General features: G+C 70.8%; 17 protein-coding genes. 9 read left to right on the top strand and 8 right to left on the bottom strand.

The genetic code is table 11. The features are described 5' to 3' along the window. Positions 1-11: 11 nt before the first annotated feature. Entirely contained in the window at positions 12-1,613 is a 1,602-nt protein-coding gene (locus ACFXC1_RS20300) for an ABC transporter permease (protein ID WP_381244948.1), read from the top strand. Continuing rightward, the gene (locus ACFXC1_RS20295) at positions 1,614-2,648 is read left to right on the top strand and encodes an ABC transporter ATP-binding protein (RefSeq protein ID WP_381244506.1); all 1,035 of its coding nucleotides are present in this window, start codon (positions 1,614-1,616) and stop codon (positions 2,646-2,648) included. It abuts the gene before it with no gap. A 61-nt stretch (positions 2,649-2,709) separates the two neighbouring features. Here the strand turns inward: ACFXC1_RS20295 and ACFXC1_RS20290 are convergent, their stop codons facing one another. The 7 genes from ACFXC1_RS20290 to ACFXC1_RS20260 form a co-directional block, all read right to left on the bottom strand. Then, a complete protein-coding gene (locus tag ACFXC1_RS20290) occupies positions 2,710-3,393 on the bottom strand; it encodes an LAETG motif-containing sortase-dependent surface protein (RefSeq protein ID WP_381244505.1) in 684 nt (227 codons plus the stop codon). Between the two features lie 161 nt (positions 3,394-3,554). Then, on the bottom strand, positions 3,555-4,676 hold the full coding sequence (locus tag ACFXC1_RS20285) for an LOG family protein (protein WP_381244503.1): 1,122 nt from the start codon (positions 4,674-4,676) through the stop codon (positions 3,555-3,557). 25 nt (positions 4,677-4,701) lie between these two features. After that, on the bottom strand, positions 4,702-5,109 hold the full coding sequence (locus ACFXC1_RS20280) for a VOC family protein (protein ID WP_019068791.1): 408 nt from the start codon (positions 5,107-5,109) through the stop codon (positions 4,702-4,704). A 63-nt stretch (positions 5,110-5,172) separates the two neighbouring features. Beyond that, positions 5,173-6,522 (bottom strand): hypothetical protein, encoded by a 1,350-nt coding sequence (locus tag ACFXC1_RS20275; protein WP_381244501.1) that lies wholly within the window; start codon positions 6,520-6,522, stop codon positions 5,173-5,175. Then, entirely contained in the window at positions 6,504-7,244 is a 741-nt protein-coding gene (locus tag ACFXC1_RS20270; RefSeq protein WP_381244499.1) for an ABC transporter ATP-binding protein, read from the bottom strand. Before ACFXC1_RS20270 ends, ACFXC1_RS20275 begins: the two co-directional genes overlap by 19 nt. Before the next feature lie 192 nt (positions 7,245-7,436). Then, entirely contained in the window at positions 7,437-8,816 is a 1,380-nt protein-coding gene (locus ACFXC1_RS20265) for an aspartate aminotransferase family protein (protein WP_026178556.1), read from the bottom strand. Next, positions 8,801-9,316 carry an Lrp/AsnC family transcriptional regulator gene (locus ACFXC1_RS20260; RefSeq protein ID WP_026178557.1) on the bottom strand — a complete coding sequence of 172 codons (516 nt, stop codon included), beginning with the start codon at positions 9,314-9,316 and terminating at the stop codon, positions 8,801-8,803. Before ACFXC1_RS20260 ends, ACFXC1_RS20265 begins: the two co-directional genes overlap by 16 nt. Before the next feature lie 165 nt (positions 9,317-9,481). On the opposite strand from ACFXC1_RS20260, the gene ACFXC1_RS20255 reads away from it, so the two are divergent. After that, entirely contained in the window at positions 9,482-10,921 is a 1,440-nt protein-coding gene (locus ACFXC1_RS20255; RefSeq protein WP_019068796.1) for a gamma-aminobutyraldehyde dehydrogenase, read from the top strand. An 87-nt stretch (positions 10,922-11,008) separates the two neighbouring features. Here the strand turns inward: ACFXC1_RS20255 and ACFXC1_RS20250 are convergent, their stop codons facing one another. Beyond that, positions 11,009-11,590 (bottom strand): hypothetical protein, encoded by a 582-nt coding sequence (locus tag ACFXC1_RS20250; RefSeq protein ID WP_381244496.1) that lies wholly within the window; start codon positions 11,588-11,590, stop codon positions 11,009-11,011. A 119-nt stretch (positions 11,591-11,709) separates the two neighbouring features. Between ACFXC1_RS20250 and ACFXC1_RS20245 the strand changes: the two genes are divergently transcribed. The 6 genes from ACFXC1_RS20245 to ACFXC1_RS20220 all read left to right on the top strand — a co-directional run bounded on the left by ACFXC1_RS20245 (position 11,710) and on the right by ACFXC1_RS20220 (position 16,203). Beyond that, on the top strand, positions 11,710-12,366 hold the full coding sequence (locus tag ACFXC1_RS20245) for a response regulator transcription factor (protein WP_381244494.1): 657 nt from the start codon (positions 11,710-11,712) through the stop codon (positions 12,364-12,366). Beyond that, a complete protein-coding gene (locus ACFXC1_RS20240; protein ID WP_381244492.1) occupies positions 12,363-13,550 on the top strand; it encodes a sensor histidine kinase in 1,188 nt (395 codons plus the stop codon). The genes ACFXC1_RS20245 and ACFXC1_RS20240 overlap by 4 nt, the downstream gene beginning before the upstream one ends. Positions 13,551-13,659: 109 nt before the next feature. After that, positions 13,660-14,850, top strand: a complete 1,191-nt coding sequence (locus ACFXC1_RS20235) for an extracellular solute-binding protein (RefSeq protein WP_381244490.1) — start codon at positions 13,660-13,662, stop codon at positions 14,848-14,850. 4 nt (positions 14,851-14,854) lie between these two features. After that, positions 14,855-15,022: a hypothetical protein gene (locus ACFXC1_RS20230; RefSeq protein ID WP_381244488.1), complete on the top strand. Its 168-nt coding sequence runs from the start codon at positions 14,855-14,857 to the stop codon at positions 15,020-15,022. Between the two features lie 171 nt (positions 15,023-15,193). After that, complete coding sequence (locus ACFXC1_RS20225) at positions 15,194-15,568, top strand: sortase-dependent protein (protein ID WP_381244486.1); 375 nt, start codon at positions 15,194-15,196, stop codon at positions 15,566-15,568. Beyond that, positions 15,565-16,203, top strand: a complete 639-nt coding sequence (locus ACFXC1_RS20220) for a class F sortase (RefSeq protein WP_381244484.1) — start codon at positions 15,565-15,567, stop codon at positions 16,201-16,203. Before ACFXC1_RS20225 ends, ACFXC1_RS20220 begins: the two co-directional genes overlap by 4 nt. The last annotated feature ends 261 nt before the right edge of the window (positions 16,204-16,464 follow it).

The following is a 16,464-nucleotide window of genomic DNA, read 5'->3' as shown; positions in this document are numbered from 1 at the left end:
GGCTCGGCCTCATGGCCGCCCCCGTCGCGTTCTTCGCGGTGTTCTTCGCCTACCCCGTCGCCGCGATCGTCGGGCGCGGTCTCAAGGTGGACGGCGCCTGGCAGTTGGGCCGGATCGGGGACGTGCTCGCTCAGTCCGACATCCGGCACGTGCTGTGGTTCACCACCTGGCAGGCGCTCGCCTCGACCGCGCTCACGCTGCTGATCGCGCTCCCCGGCGCGTATGTCTTCGCGCGCTTCGACTTCCCGGGACGGCACGTGCTGCGGGCCGTTGTGACGGTCCCCTTCGTGCTGCCCACGGTCGTCGTCGGAACCGCCTTCCTCGCGCTCGTCGGCCGGGGCGGACTCCTCGACGACCTGTGGGGCGTACGGCTGGACACCACCGTGTGGGCCATCCTGCTCGCGCACGTCTTCTTCAACTACGCGGTCGTCGTACGGACGGTGGGCGGCCTCTGGGCACAGCTCGACCCGCGTCAGGAGGAGGCCGCGCGGATGCTCGGCGCCTCCCGGCTCCGGGCCTGGCGGAAGGTGACGCTGCCCGCGCTGGCGCCCGCCGTCGCCGCCGCGGCGCTGATGGTCTTCCTCTTCACCTTCACCTCCTTCGGTGTGGTGCAGATCCTCGGCGGCCCGACCTTCTCGACCCTCGAAGTGGAGATCTACCGTCAGACTTCGGAGGTCTTCGACCTCTCCACGGCGGCCGTGCTCACCATCGTCCAGTTCGTCGCGGTGGGCGCGATCCTCGCCGTCCACGCCTGGACGGTACGGCGACGGGAGACGGCCCTGCGGCTCGTGGACCCGGCGGTGACCGCACGCCGCCCGCGCGGGGCCGGCCAGTGGTCCCTGCTCGCCGGAGTCCTCGTCTCCATCCTGCTGCTGCTCGTGCTGCCGCTCGCCGTGCTGGTCCAACGGTCGCTGGACTCACCGGACTTCGGCTACTACCGGGCGCTGACCCACGACGACGGCGGTACCTTCCTGGTCCCGCCGATCGCCGCGATCGGCAACTCGCTGGAGTACGCCGCCGCCGCCACCGCCATCGCCGTGGTGATCGGGGGGCTCGCCGCCGCGGCCCTGGCCCGGCGCGACGCGGGCCGCTTGGTACGGGGCTTCGACGCGCTGCTGATGCTGCCGCTCGGGGTGTCGGCGGTGACCGTCGGCTTCGGGTTCCTGATCTCGCTCGACAAACCCCCGGTGGATCTGCGGAGTTCATGGATCCTGGTGCCGCTCGCGCAGGCCCTGGTCGGCGTCCCCTTCGTCGTACGGACCATGCTGCCCGTGCTGCGGGCGGTGGACGGGCGGCTCAGGGAGGCGGCGGCCGTGCTCGGAGCCTCGCCGTGGCGGGTGTGGCGGGAGGTCGATCTGCCGCTCGTACGGCGGGCGTTGCTGATCGCCGCCGGGTTCGCGTTCGCGGTGTCGCTGGGGGAGTTCGGGGCGACCGTGTTCATCGCGCGGCCCGACAATCCGACGCTGCCGGTCGCGGTGGCGCGGCTGCTGTCCCGGCCCGGTGATCTCAACTACGGCCAGGCGATGGCCCTTTCGACGATTCTGATGGTGGTGTGCGCGGTGGCCCTGCTGGTCCTCGAGCGGCTGCGCACGGACCGGACCGGGGAGTTCTAGATGCCGCCGAACATGCTGCTCAGTCTTGCGGGCGCGACCGTACGGTTCGGCGGGCGCCCGGTGCTGGACGCCGTGGACCTCGGGGTCGCCGAGCACGAGATCGTCTGTGTGCTCGGGCCCAGCGGCAGCGGCAAGTCGACGCTGCTGCGGGTGGTGGCCGGGCTGCAACCACTGGACTCCGGGCGGGTGTTGCTCGACGGACGCGACCAGGCCGGGGTGCCCGCGCACAAGCGGGGGGTGGGTCTGATGTTCCAGGACCATCAGCTGTTCCCGCAGCGGGACGTGGCTGGCAACGTGGCCTTCGGGCTGCGGAGGCACGGAGCGTCGAAGGAGCAACAGAAGGACCAGGTAGGCGAGTTGCTCGACCTCGTCGGACTGCCGGGTGCCGCCCGCCGTGCCGTCGCGGGGCTGTCCGGCGGTGAGCAGCAGCGGGTGGCGCTCGCCCGTGCCCTCGCGCCCCGCCCCCGGCTCCTCATGCTCGACGAACCGCTGGGCCAGCTCGACCGGTCACTGCGGGAGCGGCTGGTTGTCGAACTCCGTGAGCTGTTCGGGGTGTTGGGCACGACCGTGCTCGCGGTCACCCACGACCAGGGCGAGGCGTTCGCGCTGGCCGACCGGGTCGTCGTGATGCGGGACGGGCGGATCGCCCAGTCCGGTACGCCACTTGAGGTCTGGCAGCGCCCCGCCGACGAGTTCGTGGCCCGTTTCCTCGGCTTCGACAACGTGGTCGGGGCCACGGTCGCCGGAGAGGCCGCCGACACGCCCTGGGGCAAGGTGCCGGTCCCCGAAGACGCCCCGCAGGGCGCCCGCACGCTCCTCGTACGCCCCGCGGGCGTCCGTCTGTTGCCCGCCGACGAGGGTCTGCGCTGCACGGTCGCCGCCCGCACGTTCAGGGGCACCCATGTCGCCGTACAGCTCCAGCCTGAGGGCGCGCCGCGCCTGGAGGCGGCGTGTGCGCTGCGGGAGGCGCCGGAGGTCGGGGACACGGTCGGGGTGGAGTTCGACGCGGCCGACACCGTCGTACTCGACGGCTAGCGGACATGCGTGTGGCCCGCCCCCACGAACCGGACGGGCCACAGCAGAAACAGCGGGTGGATCAGCGGCCGTTGGTCGCACCGCGGCGGCGCATGCCGTAGTAGACGGCTCCGCCGCCCGCGACGACGAACGCGCCCGCGATACCGGCGATCATGCCGGTGTTGGAGTTGGCACCGGTCTCGGCGAGGTTCGAGCTACCGGCCGCCGGGGACGGCGCGTTGTCCGTCGTCGTGGCGGGGGCGGTGCTGCTGCTCTCCGAGGCCGACGGGGTCGGGGTGTCGGACTCGGCCGGGGTCGAGGCGGTCTCCGACGGGGTCGGGGAAGCCTCGGTCGGAGTCGGGGTGGGCGACTCCGTGGCGCAGGCCTTGGACGGGGTCGTCAGGTTCGGCGAGATGTTCTTGTTGAGGCCATTGGCGGCCTCGACGTGGACGCGGTACGTCGCGTTCGGCTGCCAGTCCTCGGAGAAGGTGACAGTGACGCCCTCCTTCGAGCCCTTGACCGACTGCGCGTCGCCGACCTGCTTGGCGTCGGAGCCGTTGTTCTCCAGGAACACCGTGATGGTCGCCTGGGTGGCCGAGGCGTCCTTGTCGGTCACGGTGATGACGCCCTTGTCGCCGTCACAGCTGGCTGAGGCGGAGAACTCGCCGATGCTGCAGGCGAGCGCGTTGCCCGCGAATCCGAGCGCGAGCGCGGCCGAGGCGGATGCGACACCGAGGATGCGTACGGAACGTCGAGATATGGACACGTTTGCCCTTCACGGGATGTGCAACTGCGGGGGGTTTAGGGGGAGATGAGGCAACGTTCGAGGTGAGGCACCACCACCCCCAGGAGTCTCACTGGTTTATAAGTGCTGCGTAAGCAGTGTCAATGCATATCCGGCGTCCGACAGTTGGCTTTACCTGCACTTTAATAAGCGAGACGTTTCAGCGCCTCCGGAGCCTCCTCGATCCGGTCAACGAGGGCGATACGGCTCTCCATCGACCGTTCCCGGGCAAGTGCACTCAGCAGTTGCCACGTTGGCAGCCGCTCCGTCCAGTGCTCCCGGTTCACCAGAACCATCGGCGTGGGCTCGCCGCGCGACTCGTAGTAGTTCGGCGTCGCGTTGTCGAAGATCTCCTGTACGGTCCCGGCCGCGCCCGGCAGGAACACCACCCCCGCGTTGGAGCGGGCCAACAGACCGTCCTCGCGGGTGGCGTTGGCGAAGTACTTGGCGATGTGGGAGGCGAAGGCGTTCGGCGGCTCGTGGCCGTAGAACCAGGTCGGGATGCCGATCGAGTGGTTGCCCTTGGGCCAGCGGGTGCGGACCTCGAAGGCGCGCCGCGCCCAGTCGGTGATGGAAGGGCTGAACGAGGGGGATCCGGCGAGGAGTTCGCACGCCTCCTCCAGCATCGCGTCCTCGTAAGGCGCCGCGTACGCGCCCAGGTTCGCCGCCTCCATCGCGCCGGGGCCGCCGCCGGTCGCCACCGTGAACCCGGAGCGGCTCAGCTCCCGGCCCAGGCGCGCGGCACCGCCGTAGGCCTCCGTCCCGCGCGCCATCGCGTGACCGCCCATCACGCCCACCACCCGCGCCCCGCGCAGGAGTTCGTCGAGGGCGTCGGAGATCGAGTCGTCGTGCACGGCGCGCAGCATCGAGGCGTATATGTCGCCGTCCGCCTTGGTCCGCTGGAACCAGGCGTACGCGAGCGCGTCCGGAGTCCGTTCGTACCCCTGGTCGAGCGAGGCGAACAGCTCGGCGGGCGTGTAGAGATGGCCGCGGTAGGGGTCGAAGGGGAGGTGCGGGACCGGCGGGAAGACGAGGGCGCCCTCGGCGCGGATCTTCGCCGCCGCCTCGTCGCGCATCGGGCAGCCGAGGAAGACCGCGCCCGCGGTGTCGGTGGTGAGCAACTCCTTTGTACGGTCCGTCAGATCGACGGCCTGGACGCGGTATCCGGCGAGGGTGCCGCGGGCCGAGACGGTCGCGTCGAAGTCCTCGACCGTCTCGATCTCGCGTTCGTCGTGGGCGGCCGCATGGGCCGGGCTCGTCTGCACGGGCCCATGCTAGGCAGTGGCCAGGTCAGCCCTGGACCGCCGCCGGGTCCATCCACACGACCTCCCAGGAGTGGCCGTCGGGGTCGTCGAAGGAGCGGCCGTACATGAAGCCCTGGTCGATGGCGTCCGTGCTGCCGGTGGCACCGGCGGCGAACGCCTTGTCGACGAGTTCGTCGACCTTCTCGCGGCTCTCGGCGCTCAGACACAGCAGGACCTCACTGGTCGTCGTCGAGTCGGCGATCTCCTTCTTGGTGAAGTCGCTGTACCGCTGCTTGCTGAGGAGCATCGCGATGATCGTGTCGCTGATCACGACACACGCGCACTCGTCGGTGCTGAACTGGGGGTTGATCGAGTAGCCGAGCTCCGTGAAGAACTTCCTCGACGCGTCGACGTCGTTCACGGCCAGGTTCACGAAGATCATCTGCTGGTACATGCGGGGTCTCTCCCATCGGGCGTGCGTGCTGTTCGGTGGGTAGACCGGCCGTCGCCGCGAAACTCATCGGCCGGCCAGCGGCAGCGCCGCCAGCTCGGCCACGGACAGGGTCAGCGGGAGGAACAGGGCCAGCAGCGCGCCCGCGCGCAGGGCCGCCGCGCTGCGCAGCATCGTCGCGGGGGCGCCGAGGCGGAGCAGCGCGGCCGTGGTGTCGGCGCGGGCGTGCTTGGCCTCCAGCGCGGCGGTGAGCAGGGTCGCCACCGTGCAGCCGGTGACCAGGAGCAGACCGAGGGTGGTCAGGGGGCCGAAGGCCGGGGCGTCCGCGTCGTAGAGCGCCGTCATCGCGAAGCCGCCGGACGCCACCGCGCACACCACGCCCAGCGGGCGCCCGATCCGGGTCGCCTCCTCCATCAGCACCCGCCCGGCCAGCAGCCGCAGCGCGCCGGGGCTGACGGACTGGAGCAGCCGGCCGCACAGGTGCGTGAGCCCGGGGCCGGCCAGCGCCAGTCCGATCGCGGTCAGCACCCAGCCGGCCAGCACACTCGCGGGCCCGTCGGCGAGCCCGCCCGGGAGCGAGAGCCCGCTGCCGTCCTTCGCCCGGTTCGCGTACGCCTCCACCGCGAGTCCGGCGGCCAGCACCGCGATGCCCCAGGGGAGACCGCGGGGGGCTTCCCTGGGAGCCGGGGGGCGCGAGGGGTCGGAGGTGGGTGCGGCTTCGCTCGTGGTCTCCAACTGCTCGACCTGCGCGGGCTGTTCGGACTCCGGACCGCCGTTGCGCGCACCCGCACGCAGGTGCGCGCCGAAGCGGCCGTACGCCCCGAAGGTCTCGCGGGAGCCCGGGCGGCCCTGCACGCCGAAGCGGCCGTACGACCTTGCCGGGCCCTTCTCCGAGGCGGGGCGGAGGTCGCGGGGGCGCAGGGTGAGGGCCACCGCGACGGAGGCGGTCAGCGGTACGAGGGCGAGGAGGGTCAGTGCGGCGGGCAGGGGGAGCGGCTGGTCCGAGGCCAGGAACTCCGCCGCCGCTCCGTCGAAGGGCATGCCCGTGAGGTCGCCGCGCAGGTGGAGGAAGAAGAGGAGGGCCAGCATGGAGCCGAGGGTGCAGGCCAGCGCGGTCGTGGTCGCCGAGATCGCCATCAGGCGGCCGGGGCCGAGGCCGATCGCGGAGAGGCCGGGGCGGGGTCTGGTCGCCGGGTCGGTGCGGGCGACGGCCACCGCGAAGTACACGGTGGTGGCCAGCGGGGTCGCGCACCAGCCGAGGCGGAGGGCCGCGGCGGCGGGGGAGTCGGGGTGGCCCATCGCGTAGCCGAGGGTGCACAGGAGGAGGAAGCCCGTGCCCGCCGAGGCCACCGCGACCAGCAGGCGGCGGAGTTGGACGGCGGGGTGCGAGCCGCGGGTCAGACGGAGAGCGAGCACTCGGCCCGGCCTTCCGCTTCGGTGACCGGGGGAAGGTGGACCGTGTTCACGCGGCGTCCGTCGAGGAGCGACACCGTGCGGTCCGCGAGGGCGGCCGTCTCCGCCTCGTGGGTCGCGAGGACGACGGTGATGCCGTGCGAGCGGGCCGCCGTGGTGAGCGTGCGCAGGACGTGGGCGCGGTCCGCGCGGTACAGCGGGGCCGTCGGCTCGTCGGCGAACAGGACCGTCGGCGCCGGGGCCAGCGCGCGGGCGATCGAGACGCGCTGGCGCTCCGCCTGGCGCAGTTCGTGCGGGCGCTTGCGGGCGTGGTCGCCGATGTCGAGGCGGTCCAGCCACTCCAGGGCGGCGGTCTTGGCCCGGCGGCGGCTGGTGCCGCGCAGCATCAGGGGGAGGGCCGCGTTCTCCCAGACGTTCAGCTCGGGGACGAGTACGGGCGCCGGGTCGATCCAGCCGAAGCGGTCGCGGCGCAGCCGTTCCCGGGTCATCGGGCCCATGGTGTGCACGGGCACGCTGTTGAACCAGACCTCGCCGCGGCCGGGGCGCTCAAGACCGGAGAGGCAGCGCAGCAGCGTCGTCTTGCCGCTGCCGCGCGGGCCGTTGACGGCCAGGATCTCGCCCTCCCGGACGCCGAGCGAGACGCCGCTGAGCGCGGGCGTGCCGTCGTTGTGCTGGAAGTGCAGGGCACGTGCCCAGAGCACGTCGTTGTCCGGCGGGGCCACCATGCGCGTACACCTCGTTCAGATCCGTTTTCCTGTGCCGCATCCCCCGAGCGGGGGAACGAGGACAGGGCCGATCGGTTACCAGGCACGCTAAGGAGGCTGGGGCGCGACCCCGGACAGCACACGGCCCGGGGTGCACCGTTCTCACTCGTACGGGCGCACCCCGGGCCGTATAAACCGCTGAACTGCCGAAGGCTAGAGCTTCGTCCAGGCCTCCGTGAGGACCTGGCGGACGATGCCCTCGATCTCGTCGAAGGTCGACTGGTCGGAGATCAGCGGCGGCGACAGCTGGATGACCGGGTCACCGCGGTCGTCGGCGCGGCAGTAGAGGCCGTACTCGAAGAGCTTCTTGGAGACGAAGCCGTAGAGCACGCGCTCCGACTCCTCGTCCGTGAAGGTCTCCTTGGTGGCCTTGTCCTTGACGAGCTCGATGCCGTAGAAGAAGCCGTTGCCGCGGACGTCGCCGACGATCGGGAGGTCGTGCAGCTTCTGCAGGGTCTGCAGGAAGTTGGCCTCGTTGTCGAGGACGTGCTGGTTGAGGCCCTCGCGCTCGAAGATGTCGAGGTTGGCGAGGCCGACCGCGGCGGAGACCGGGTGGCCACCGAAGGTGTAGCCGTGCAGGAAGGTGTTGTCGCCCTTGTAGAACGGCTCGGCCAGGCGGTCGGAGATGATGCACGCGCCGATCGGGGAGTAGCCCGAGGTCATGCCCTTGGCGCAGGTGATCATGTCCGGCACGTAGTCGAACTTGTCGCAGGCGAACATCGTGCCCAGGCGGCCGAAGGCGCAGATGACCTCGTCGGAGACCAGGAGCACGTCGTACTGGTCGCAGATCTCGCGGACCCGCCGGAAGTAGCCGGGCGGCGGCGGGAAGCAGCCGCCGGCGTTCTGCACCGGCTCCAGGAAGACCGCGGCGACCGTCTCCGGGCCCTCGAACAGGATCTGCTGTTCGATCTGGTCGGCGGCCCAGCGGCCGAAGGCCTCCGGGTCGTCGCCGAACAGCGGGGCGCGGTAGATGTTGGTGTTCGGGACCTTGTGCGCGCCGGGCACGAGCGGCTCGAACGGGGCCTTCAGGGCCGGGAGCCCGGTGATGGACAGGGCGCCCTGCGGGGTGCCGTGGTAGGCGACCGCGCGGGAGATGACCTTGTACTTGGTGGGCTTGCCCTGGAGCTTGAAGTACTGCTTGGCGAGCTTCCAGGCGGTCTCGACGGCCTCGCCGCCGCCGGTGGTGAAGAAGACCTTGTTCAGGTCGCCCGGCGCGTAGTGGGCGAGACGCTCCGCCAGCTCCACGGCCTTGGGGTGGGCGTACGACCAGATGGGGAAGAACGCCAGCTCCTGCGCCTGCTTGGCGGCGGTCTCGGCCAGCTCGGCGCGGCCGTGACCGGCCTGGACCACGAACAGACCCGCGAGACCGTCGAGGTAGCGCTTGCCCTTGTCGTCGTAGATGTAGGTGCCCTCACCACGGACGATCGTGGGAACGGGCGCGTTCTCGTACGAGGACATGCGGGTGAAGTGCATCCACAGGTGGTCGTACGCGGTGCGGCTGAGGTCCTTGCTCACGGTTATCGGGTTCCCCACATGTAGGTCTGCTTCTTGAGCTTCAGATAAACGAAGCTCTCGGTGGAGCGCACTCCGGGCAGCGCCCGAATGCGTTTGTTGATGACGTCCAGCAGGTGGTCGTCGTCCTCGCAGACGATCTCGGCGAGGAGGTCGTACGAGCCCGCGGTCATCACCACGTACTCCACTTCCGGCATGGCCGTCAGCGCGTCCGCCACGTTCTCGACATCGCCCTCGACGTTGACGCCGACCATCGCCTGTCTGCGGAAGCCCACGGTGAGCGGGTCCGTGACGGCGACGATCTGCATGACGCCCTGGTCGAGCAGCTTCTGGACGCGCTGGCGCACGGCCGCCTCGGAGAGGCCGACGGCCTTGCCGATGGCGGCGTACGGCCGGCGACCGTCCTCCTGGAGCTGTTCGATGATGGCGAGGGAGACGGAATCCAGATGCGGAGTCCCGTTCCTGGACTCGCGGGAGTCCCTGTGTTCTGCGCTACGACTGGCCACGGCTTCACTGTGCACGACGTCTCGACCGTTCCGCAAGGCCGCTTCGATGAAATTCGTTGTTTACAAGGTCGAGACTTGCGGATTTCGTAGTCTTGGCGCGATCGGGGGTGTTGAAAACGTGGGCCGGGCGATTAGTGTGGGTGTCTCAGTGATTGGACACCTGAACTTGGAGGGCCGGCAGTGAGCACCGAGCTGCGTCGTCTGCGCAATTACATCGACGGTGAGTTCCGGGACGCCGCCGACGGACGGACCACCGAGGTGGTCAACCCGGCGACCGGCGAGGCGTACGCCACCGCCCCGCTGTCCGGAGCGGCGGACGTGGACGCCGCGATGGCGGCCGCCGCCGCCGCGTTCCCGGCCTGGCGGGACGAGACACCCGCGGCGCGCCAGCGGGCCCTGCTGAAGATCGCGGACGCGTTCGAGGAGCGGGCCGAGGAACTGATCGCGGCCGAGGTGGAGAACACCGGCAAGCCGATCGGGCTGACCCGCTCCGAGGAAATCCCGCCGATGGTCGACCAGATCCGCTTCTTCGCGGGCGCGGCCCGGATGCTCGAAGGCCGCTCGGCCGGCGAGTACATGGAGGGCATGACCTCCATCATCCGGCGCGAGCCGATCGGCGTCTGCGCGCAGGTCGCGCCGTGGAACTACCCGATGATGATGGCGGTGTGGAAGTTCGCGCCCGCGCTGGCCGCCGGCAACACGGTGGTGTTGAAGCCCTCGGACACCACCCCCGCCTCCACCGTCCTGATCGCCGAGATCATCGGCTCGATCCTCCCCAAGGGCGTCTTCAACGTCGTCACCGGCGACCGCGACACCGGCCGCCTGATGGTCGAGCACCACACCCCGGCGATGGCCTCCATCACCGGCTCCGTGCGCGCCGGCATGTCGGTCGCCGAGTCCGCGTCCAAGGACCTCAAGCGGGTCCACCTGGAGCTCGGCGGCAAGGCCCCCGTCGTCGTCTTCGAGGACACCGACATCGCCAAGGCCGTCGAGGACATCTCGGTCGCGGGCTTCTTCAACGCCGGGCAGGACTGTACGGCGGCGACGCGCGTCCTCGTCCAGGAGGGCATCCACGACGAGTTCGTGGCCGCGCTCGCGAAGGCGGCGGCCGAGACGAAGACCGGCCAGCCGGACGACGAGGACGTGCTCTACGGCCCGCTCAACAACCCGAACCAGCTCAAGCAGGTGACCGGCTTCATCGAGCGGCTGCCCGCGCACGCGAAGGTGGAGTCGGGCGGTCACCGGGTCGGCGAGGTCGGATACTTCTACGCCCCGACCGTCGTCTCCGGCCTCAAGCAGGACGACGAGATCATCCAGAACGAGGTCTTCGGCCCGGTCATCACCGTCCAGTCCTTCACGGACGAGGCCCAGGCGATCGAGTGGGCCAACGGCGTCGACTACGCGCTCGCGTCGTCCGTGTGGACGAAGGACCACGCGCGGGCGATGCGGCTGTCGAAGGCGCTGGACTTCGGCTGCGTGTGGATCAACACCCACATCCCGCTGGTCGCGGAGATGCCGCACGGCGGCTTCAAGAAGTCCGGCTACGGCAAGGACCTTTCGGCCTACGGCTTCGAGGACTACACGCGGATCAAGCACGTGATGACGTCGCTGGGCGAGTAGTTCTCACCAGAGCAAGTGCGCGGCCCCGGACTGGAGTTGATCCGTCCGGGGCCGCGCTGTTTCCCCTCTTTTCCCCCTCCTCGGTGGTCAGGCGTGCTCGGCGACGCTGGTCAGCGAGGGCAGTTCGGAGGTGACCTTGCCGGGCTCACCCGGCAGAGCAGGCTTGCCCGCCTTGCCGGGTGCAGGCAGCGGCGGCAGGTCGGCCGGGTCCGGGAAGGTGATGCCGGCCTTCTCCAGGAGCGGACCGCAGGTCTCGACGGCCTTCTTGTAGCCGGCCGTCGTCGGGTCGAAGTCCCCCTTGGCGACCTTCACTTGAAGGTTGACGCGGCCGTCCGAGTCCTTGGACGCGTGGAAGCCCGGGAAGACCGACCGGCCCTGCCCGCGCATGCACCGGGCGAAGTCGCCGTTCGCGGTGTTGAGGTCGCCGGGGGCGCTCTTGGTCGGGTGGTAGGCGACCGCGAAGGCCACGGTCCTGGGAGACGCGAAGTGCTTGTCGCCCTTGCCCTTCGCCGTGTTCAGGGCAGTGCCGGAGACGACCGCCAGATGAGGCTTCACGGTCGCCGTGTGGGACGCCGGTGCGGCCGACGCACTGACCGTGCCGAGCGCGGCGGCCGACAGAATGGCGATGCCGAGGGCCAGCCGCTGCGGCCTGGTCGCCAGAACTCGCATGGTTCCTCCTGCTGTTGCGGGTGTCGCTGGACGCCACCCACACAACCGCCCGGCCGGTTACACCACGGGAACTGCCGCCCTTACCCCCGTGTAACCGTCCGCCCGCCACACTGACGGCCATGCGTGTGCTGGTGGTCGAGGACCACGAAGAACTCGCCGAGACCGTGGCGGCGGGCCTGCGCCGCGAAGGCATGGCGGTCGACCTCGCCTTCGACGGTCCTACGGCCCTGGAGCGCGCGGAGATCAACGGCTACGACGTCGTCGTACTCGACCGCGATCTGCCCGGGGTCCACGGCGACCAGGTCTGCCGGACGCTCACGGCGGGGAACAGCCGGGCGCGGGTGCTGATGCTCACCGCGTCCGGCACGGTCGCCGACCGGGTCGCGGGGCTCGGACTGGGCGCCGACGACTATCTGCCCAAGCCGTTCGCGTTCACCGAACTCGTCGCCCGTATCAGGGCGTTGGCCCGCCGTGCGCAGCCCGCGCTGCCGCCGGTCCTGGTGCGCGGCGAACTCCGGCTCGACCCGGCACGGCGGGAAGCCACCCGGGCCGGCTGCCAACTGCCGCTCAGCCCCAAGGAGTTCGCCGTACTGGAACTCCTGCTCGGCGCGCAGGGGACGGTCGTGTCCACCGAGGAACTCCTGGAGCGGGCATGGGACGAAGCGGCCGATCCCTTCAGCCAGACGGTGAAGGTGACGGTCAGCAGACTGCGCCGCAAGCTGGGGGAACCGCCGTTGGTGGAGACGGTGGACCGGGCCGGGTACCGCATCCGATGAGGGAATGGGTCCTGCGACGGCTGCACGGGCCGCGCACCGTCCGCCGGCGCCTCACCCTTCTCTACAGCGCGCTCTTCGTGGTGGCCGGCGCGCTCCTGCTGACCTTCGTGTACCTGCTCGCACAGACCACCGCCGGCGGGTCGGCCGCCCCTGGGATGAGCACCCAAGTGGTCGGCGGTACACCCGCCGTGAACGCGCCGACCCTCACCGCCGTAGCCGAGGCCGCCCGCAGCGACCAGTTGCACCAACTGGTCGTCTACGCCGTCATCGCGCTCGCCGTGATGGCCGTGGCCTCGCTCGCGCTGGGCTGGTTGATGGCCGGCCGGGTGCTGTCGCCGCTGCGCACCATGACGGCCTCGGCGCGCCGGATCTCCGCCGACAACCTGCACGAACGGCTCGCGGTCACCGGTCCCGACGACGAGTTGAAGGCGGTGGCGGACACCTTCGACGCCGTACTGGCAAGGCTGGAGGGCGCGTTCGAGGCGCAGAAGCAGTTCGTCGCCAACGCCTCGCACGAACTGCGCACCCCGCTCACGCTCCAACAGGCCATCGTGGACGTCACCCTCGCCGACCCGAACGCACCGGTGCGGGTGCTGCGCGCGGCGCTGGCCCGGGTGCGGGCGGCCGGGCAGGAGCAAGAACGGCTGATCGACGCGCTGTTGACCCTCGCGCGCAGCCAACGCGGCCTTGAGCGGCGGGAGTTCGTGGATCTCGCGACGGTCGTGGAGGAGCGGCTGCGGGGCGTGGAGCCGGCCGTGCGGGCCCGGCTCGAATCCGCGCCCGTTCTCGGTGATCCGCAGCTCGTCGAGCGGCTGGTCGTCAACCTCACCGACAACGCCGTAAGGCACAACCTCCCGGCGGGGGAGGGGAGTTGGGTGAGCGTGTGGACCGGGCTCGACGCGCGGGGGCGGCCCGGGCTGCGGATCGAGAACAGCGGGCCGGTGATCCCGGCCGACCAGGCGGCCGGACTGTTCCAGCCGTTCCGGCGGCTGGGCGCGGAACGCGTCGGGAAGCGGGACGGCCTCGGCCTCGGCATGTCCATCGTGGCGGCGGTCGTCGCCGCGCACGGCGGACGGGTGCGGGCGCGGACCCGGCCGCAGGGCGGCCTTGTGGTGGAGGTGAGCCTGCCGCCGTACGCCCCGGCGGAGCACCGGAACCCGGCGTACACCGCACCCGTCGTGTGAACCGGCGGTTACTTCACAGACAACCGATCGACAAGGTGTCGGGTCCGCGGGGAGCCGCTGGACGCAGCGTCCATTGATCGGACCCGGGTCGCAGCGTCATGCTGCGCGGGTGCCCAAGACTCCGAAGCCGTACTCGCCCTCCCGCCGCTCCCTGCTGCGCGCGGGCGGCTCTGTCGCCGCGCTCGGCGCCCTCTCCGGGTGCGGTGTGCCCGCCGCCTATGTGAAGGCGGGCGACCGTGCCGGTGCCGATCTGTCCGCCACGGACAAGCGGCTGACCTGGGCGAACTGGCCGTTGTACATCGACACCGATGACAACGACGCGACCAAGCGGCCCACGCTGGACGCCTTCGAGAAGAGGACCGGGATCTCCGTCGACTACATCGAGGAGATCAACGACAACGACGAGTTCTTCGGCAAGATCAGCCCGGCCCTCATGAACCACCAGCAGACCGGCCGCGACCTGATCGTCATGAGCGACTGGATGTGCGCGCGGTTCGTCCGCCTCGGCTGGGTCCAGCGGATGGACCGGGCCGCGCAGCCCAACGTGGCGAAGTACCTCGACCCGCAGCTCAGTTCGCCGGCCTTCGACCCGGGCCGCCGGTACACGGTGCCGTGGCAGTCGGGCATCACCGGCATCGCGTACAACCACCGCAAGCTCGGCCGCGAGATCCGGCACGTCTCCGACCTGTGGGCGAGCGACCTCAAGGGCCGGGTCACCCTGCTCTCCGGCCTCGACGAGGCGTTCGCGCTGCTGATGCAGGGCAACGGCGTCGACATCACCAAGTGGACCGCCGCCGACTTCCACAAGGTGTGCGACCAGGTCCGGACCCAGATCAGCAGGAAACAGATTCGCCGCTTCACCGGCAACGACTACACCAAGGACCTGGTCAGCGGTGACGTCCTGGCCTGTCAGGCGTACTCCGGCGACGTCATCCAGCTCCAGGCCGACAACCCGGACATCCGCTTCGTCGTCCCCGAGGAGGGCGCCGAACTCTGGGCGGACTCCCTGATGATCCCCGACCTGGCCCGCCACAAGACCAACGCGGAACGTCTGATCGACTACTACTACGACCCCGAGGTCGCCGCCGAACTCGCCGCCTGGGTCAACTACGTCTGCCCCGTCCCCGCCGCCCAGGACGTCCTCGCATCCTCCAAGGACAAGGACACCGCGGCCCTCGCCGAAAACCCCCTGATCTTCCCCGACACCACGATGCGCAAGCACCTCGCCATCGCGCGGGACATCACATCGACGGAACGGGTGGAGTTCGCGAAGGAGTGGAACAAGATCGTGGGGTTGTAGGGGGGTGCCCCACCAACAGCCGGTCACAGCAATCGGTCGCCAGCCCGTCGACTACTTCCGGCTGACCGGCGACACCGTCACCGTCCCCGCCGTCACCATGTGGCACGTCGACGAGACCGGCCTCATCGACGACTTCCGCGTCTACGTCGATCTCGCCCCGCTCTCCGCCTGAGCCGCGCGGGACAGCGCGGCGCGGCGGGTGAAGTCCCGTACGCCTCCAGGACTTTGCCCGCTCTTTACAACCCGCACTCCCGCCCCGTCGTCTCTCCGCTCGATCCGTAACCCGCCCCGCCGGTGCACCACCGGCGGACCCGGCGGGCCGACAGACGAGAGAGAGCGATTCATGCGCCGAACTGTCCTCAGCGCCATGGCACTCGCGTGCGGCGCCGTACTGGCGAGCACCGTGCCCGCGTTCGCCCAAGGGGCGTCCGCGTCGCCCACCCGCGCCGCGACCGCCGCGCCGTCCGGCACCACGGCGCCGACCCCGGTCCCCAGCGCCGATCCCACCCGCAGCCCGAGCACCGCGCCCTCCGCCGAACCGAGCGTGGCGCCGAGCCAGGTCGCCAGCGTTCCCCGCGGCGCCCCGGACACCGGTGTCGCGCCGGAGTCGAAGTCGTCCGACCTGTCGACCACACTGATCGGCGGCGGAGCCGCCGCGGCCCTCGTCGGTGGCGGCGCCTTCGTCGTCGTACGGCGCCGGAGGGCGACCGGGGCATGACCTCGCTCTCCAGGCGCGCCTTCGTCACGGCCTCGGCGGCGGCCCTGCTCACCGGCTGCGGCGGTGGAAACGGGACCGCCCCGGTCACGAACTCCGCTGCGAAGCAGGGGAGTTCGGAGCAGGGAAGCTCGACGCCCGCCTCGCCGCCCGCCGCCGCGAAGCCGGTCCACGCCCTCGCGCGGTCCGCTCCGGTCACCCTGCGCGTCCCGGCGATCGGGGTCGACACCCCGGTCATGCGACTGGGGCTGGCCTCGGACGGCACCGTGCAGGTGCCGCCGATCACGGCGCACGACCGGGCGGGCTGGTACCGGTACTCGCCGACCCCCGGCGCGACCGGGCCGTCGGTGATCCTCGGGCATGTGACGGTGGGCGCGTACGGGGACGGGGTCTTCCGGCATCTCGCGCGGCTTCGCGCGGGCAACCGGATCGACGTGGTCCTGGAGAACGGCACGACGGCCGTGTTCGCGGTCACCTCCGTGCGGACGGTCGCCAAGGCCGACTTCCCGTCGGACGACGTGTACGGGAACGTGGACCGCCCCGAACTCCGGCTCATCACCTGCGGCGGGACCCGTACCGGTTCGGGTTACCTCGACAACGTGATCGTCTTCGCGGTGCTGACCGACGCGAGCCCCTGATCCGGTCCGGATCCCGGACCGCCGGAACCCCCGCCGGCGGTCCGGGGTCTTCCTCCGTGAACCTCACCACCCCCTACGGAGCATGTTGAAACGGTCCCGCGAGAGGGCAGCGTCCGAACTGTTCGCCGCCGTCTACCCGCGCCTCGCCGGCTGGTGCCGCCGGGTCGGCGGAGACCACACATAAGCCCCCCAAATACCCCACCCCGGCCGCACCCCGCGAGTTGCCACCCGGTAGAAATGAGCGGGACACCGAGGCGGGAG

The sequence above is a fragment of the Streptomyces hokutonensis genome, from assembly GCF_042751305.1.
Lineage (GTDB): Bacteria > Actinomycetota > Actinomycetes > Streptomycetales > Streptomycetaceae > Streptomyces > Streptomyces hokutonensis_A.
The sequence above is the reverse complement of the archived record's forward strand: the minus strand, read 5'-3'. Positions and strand labels throughout refer to the sequence as shown.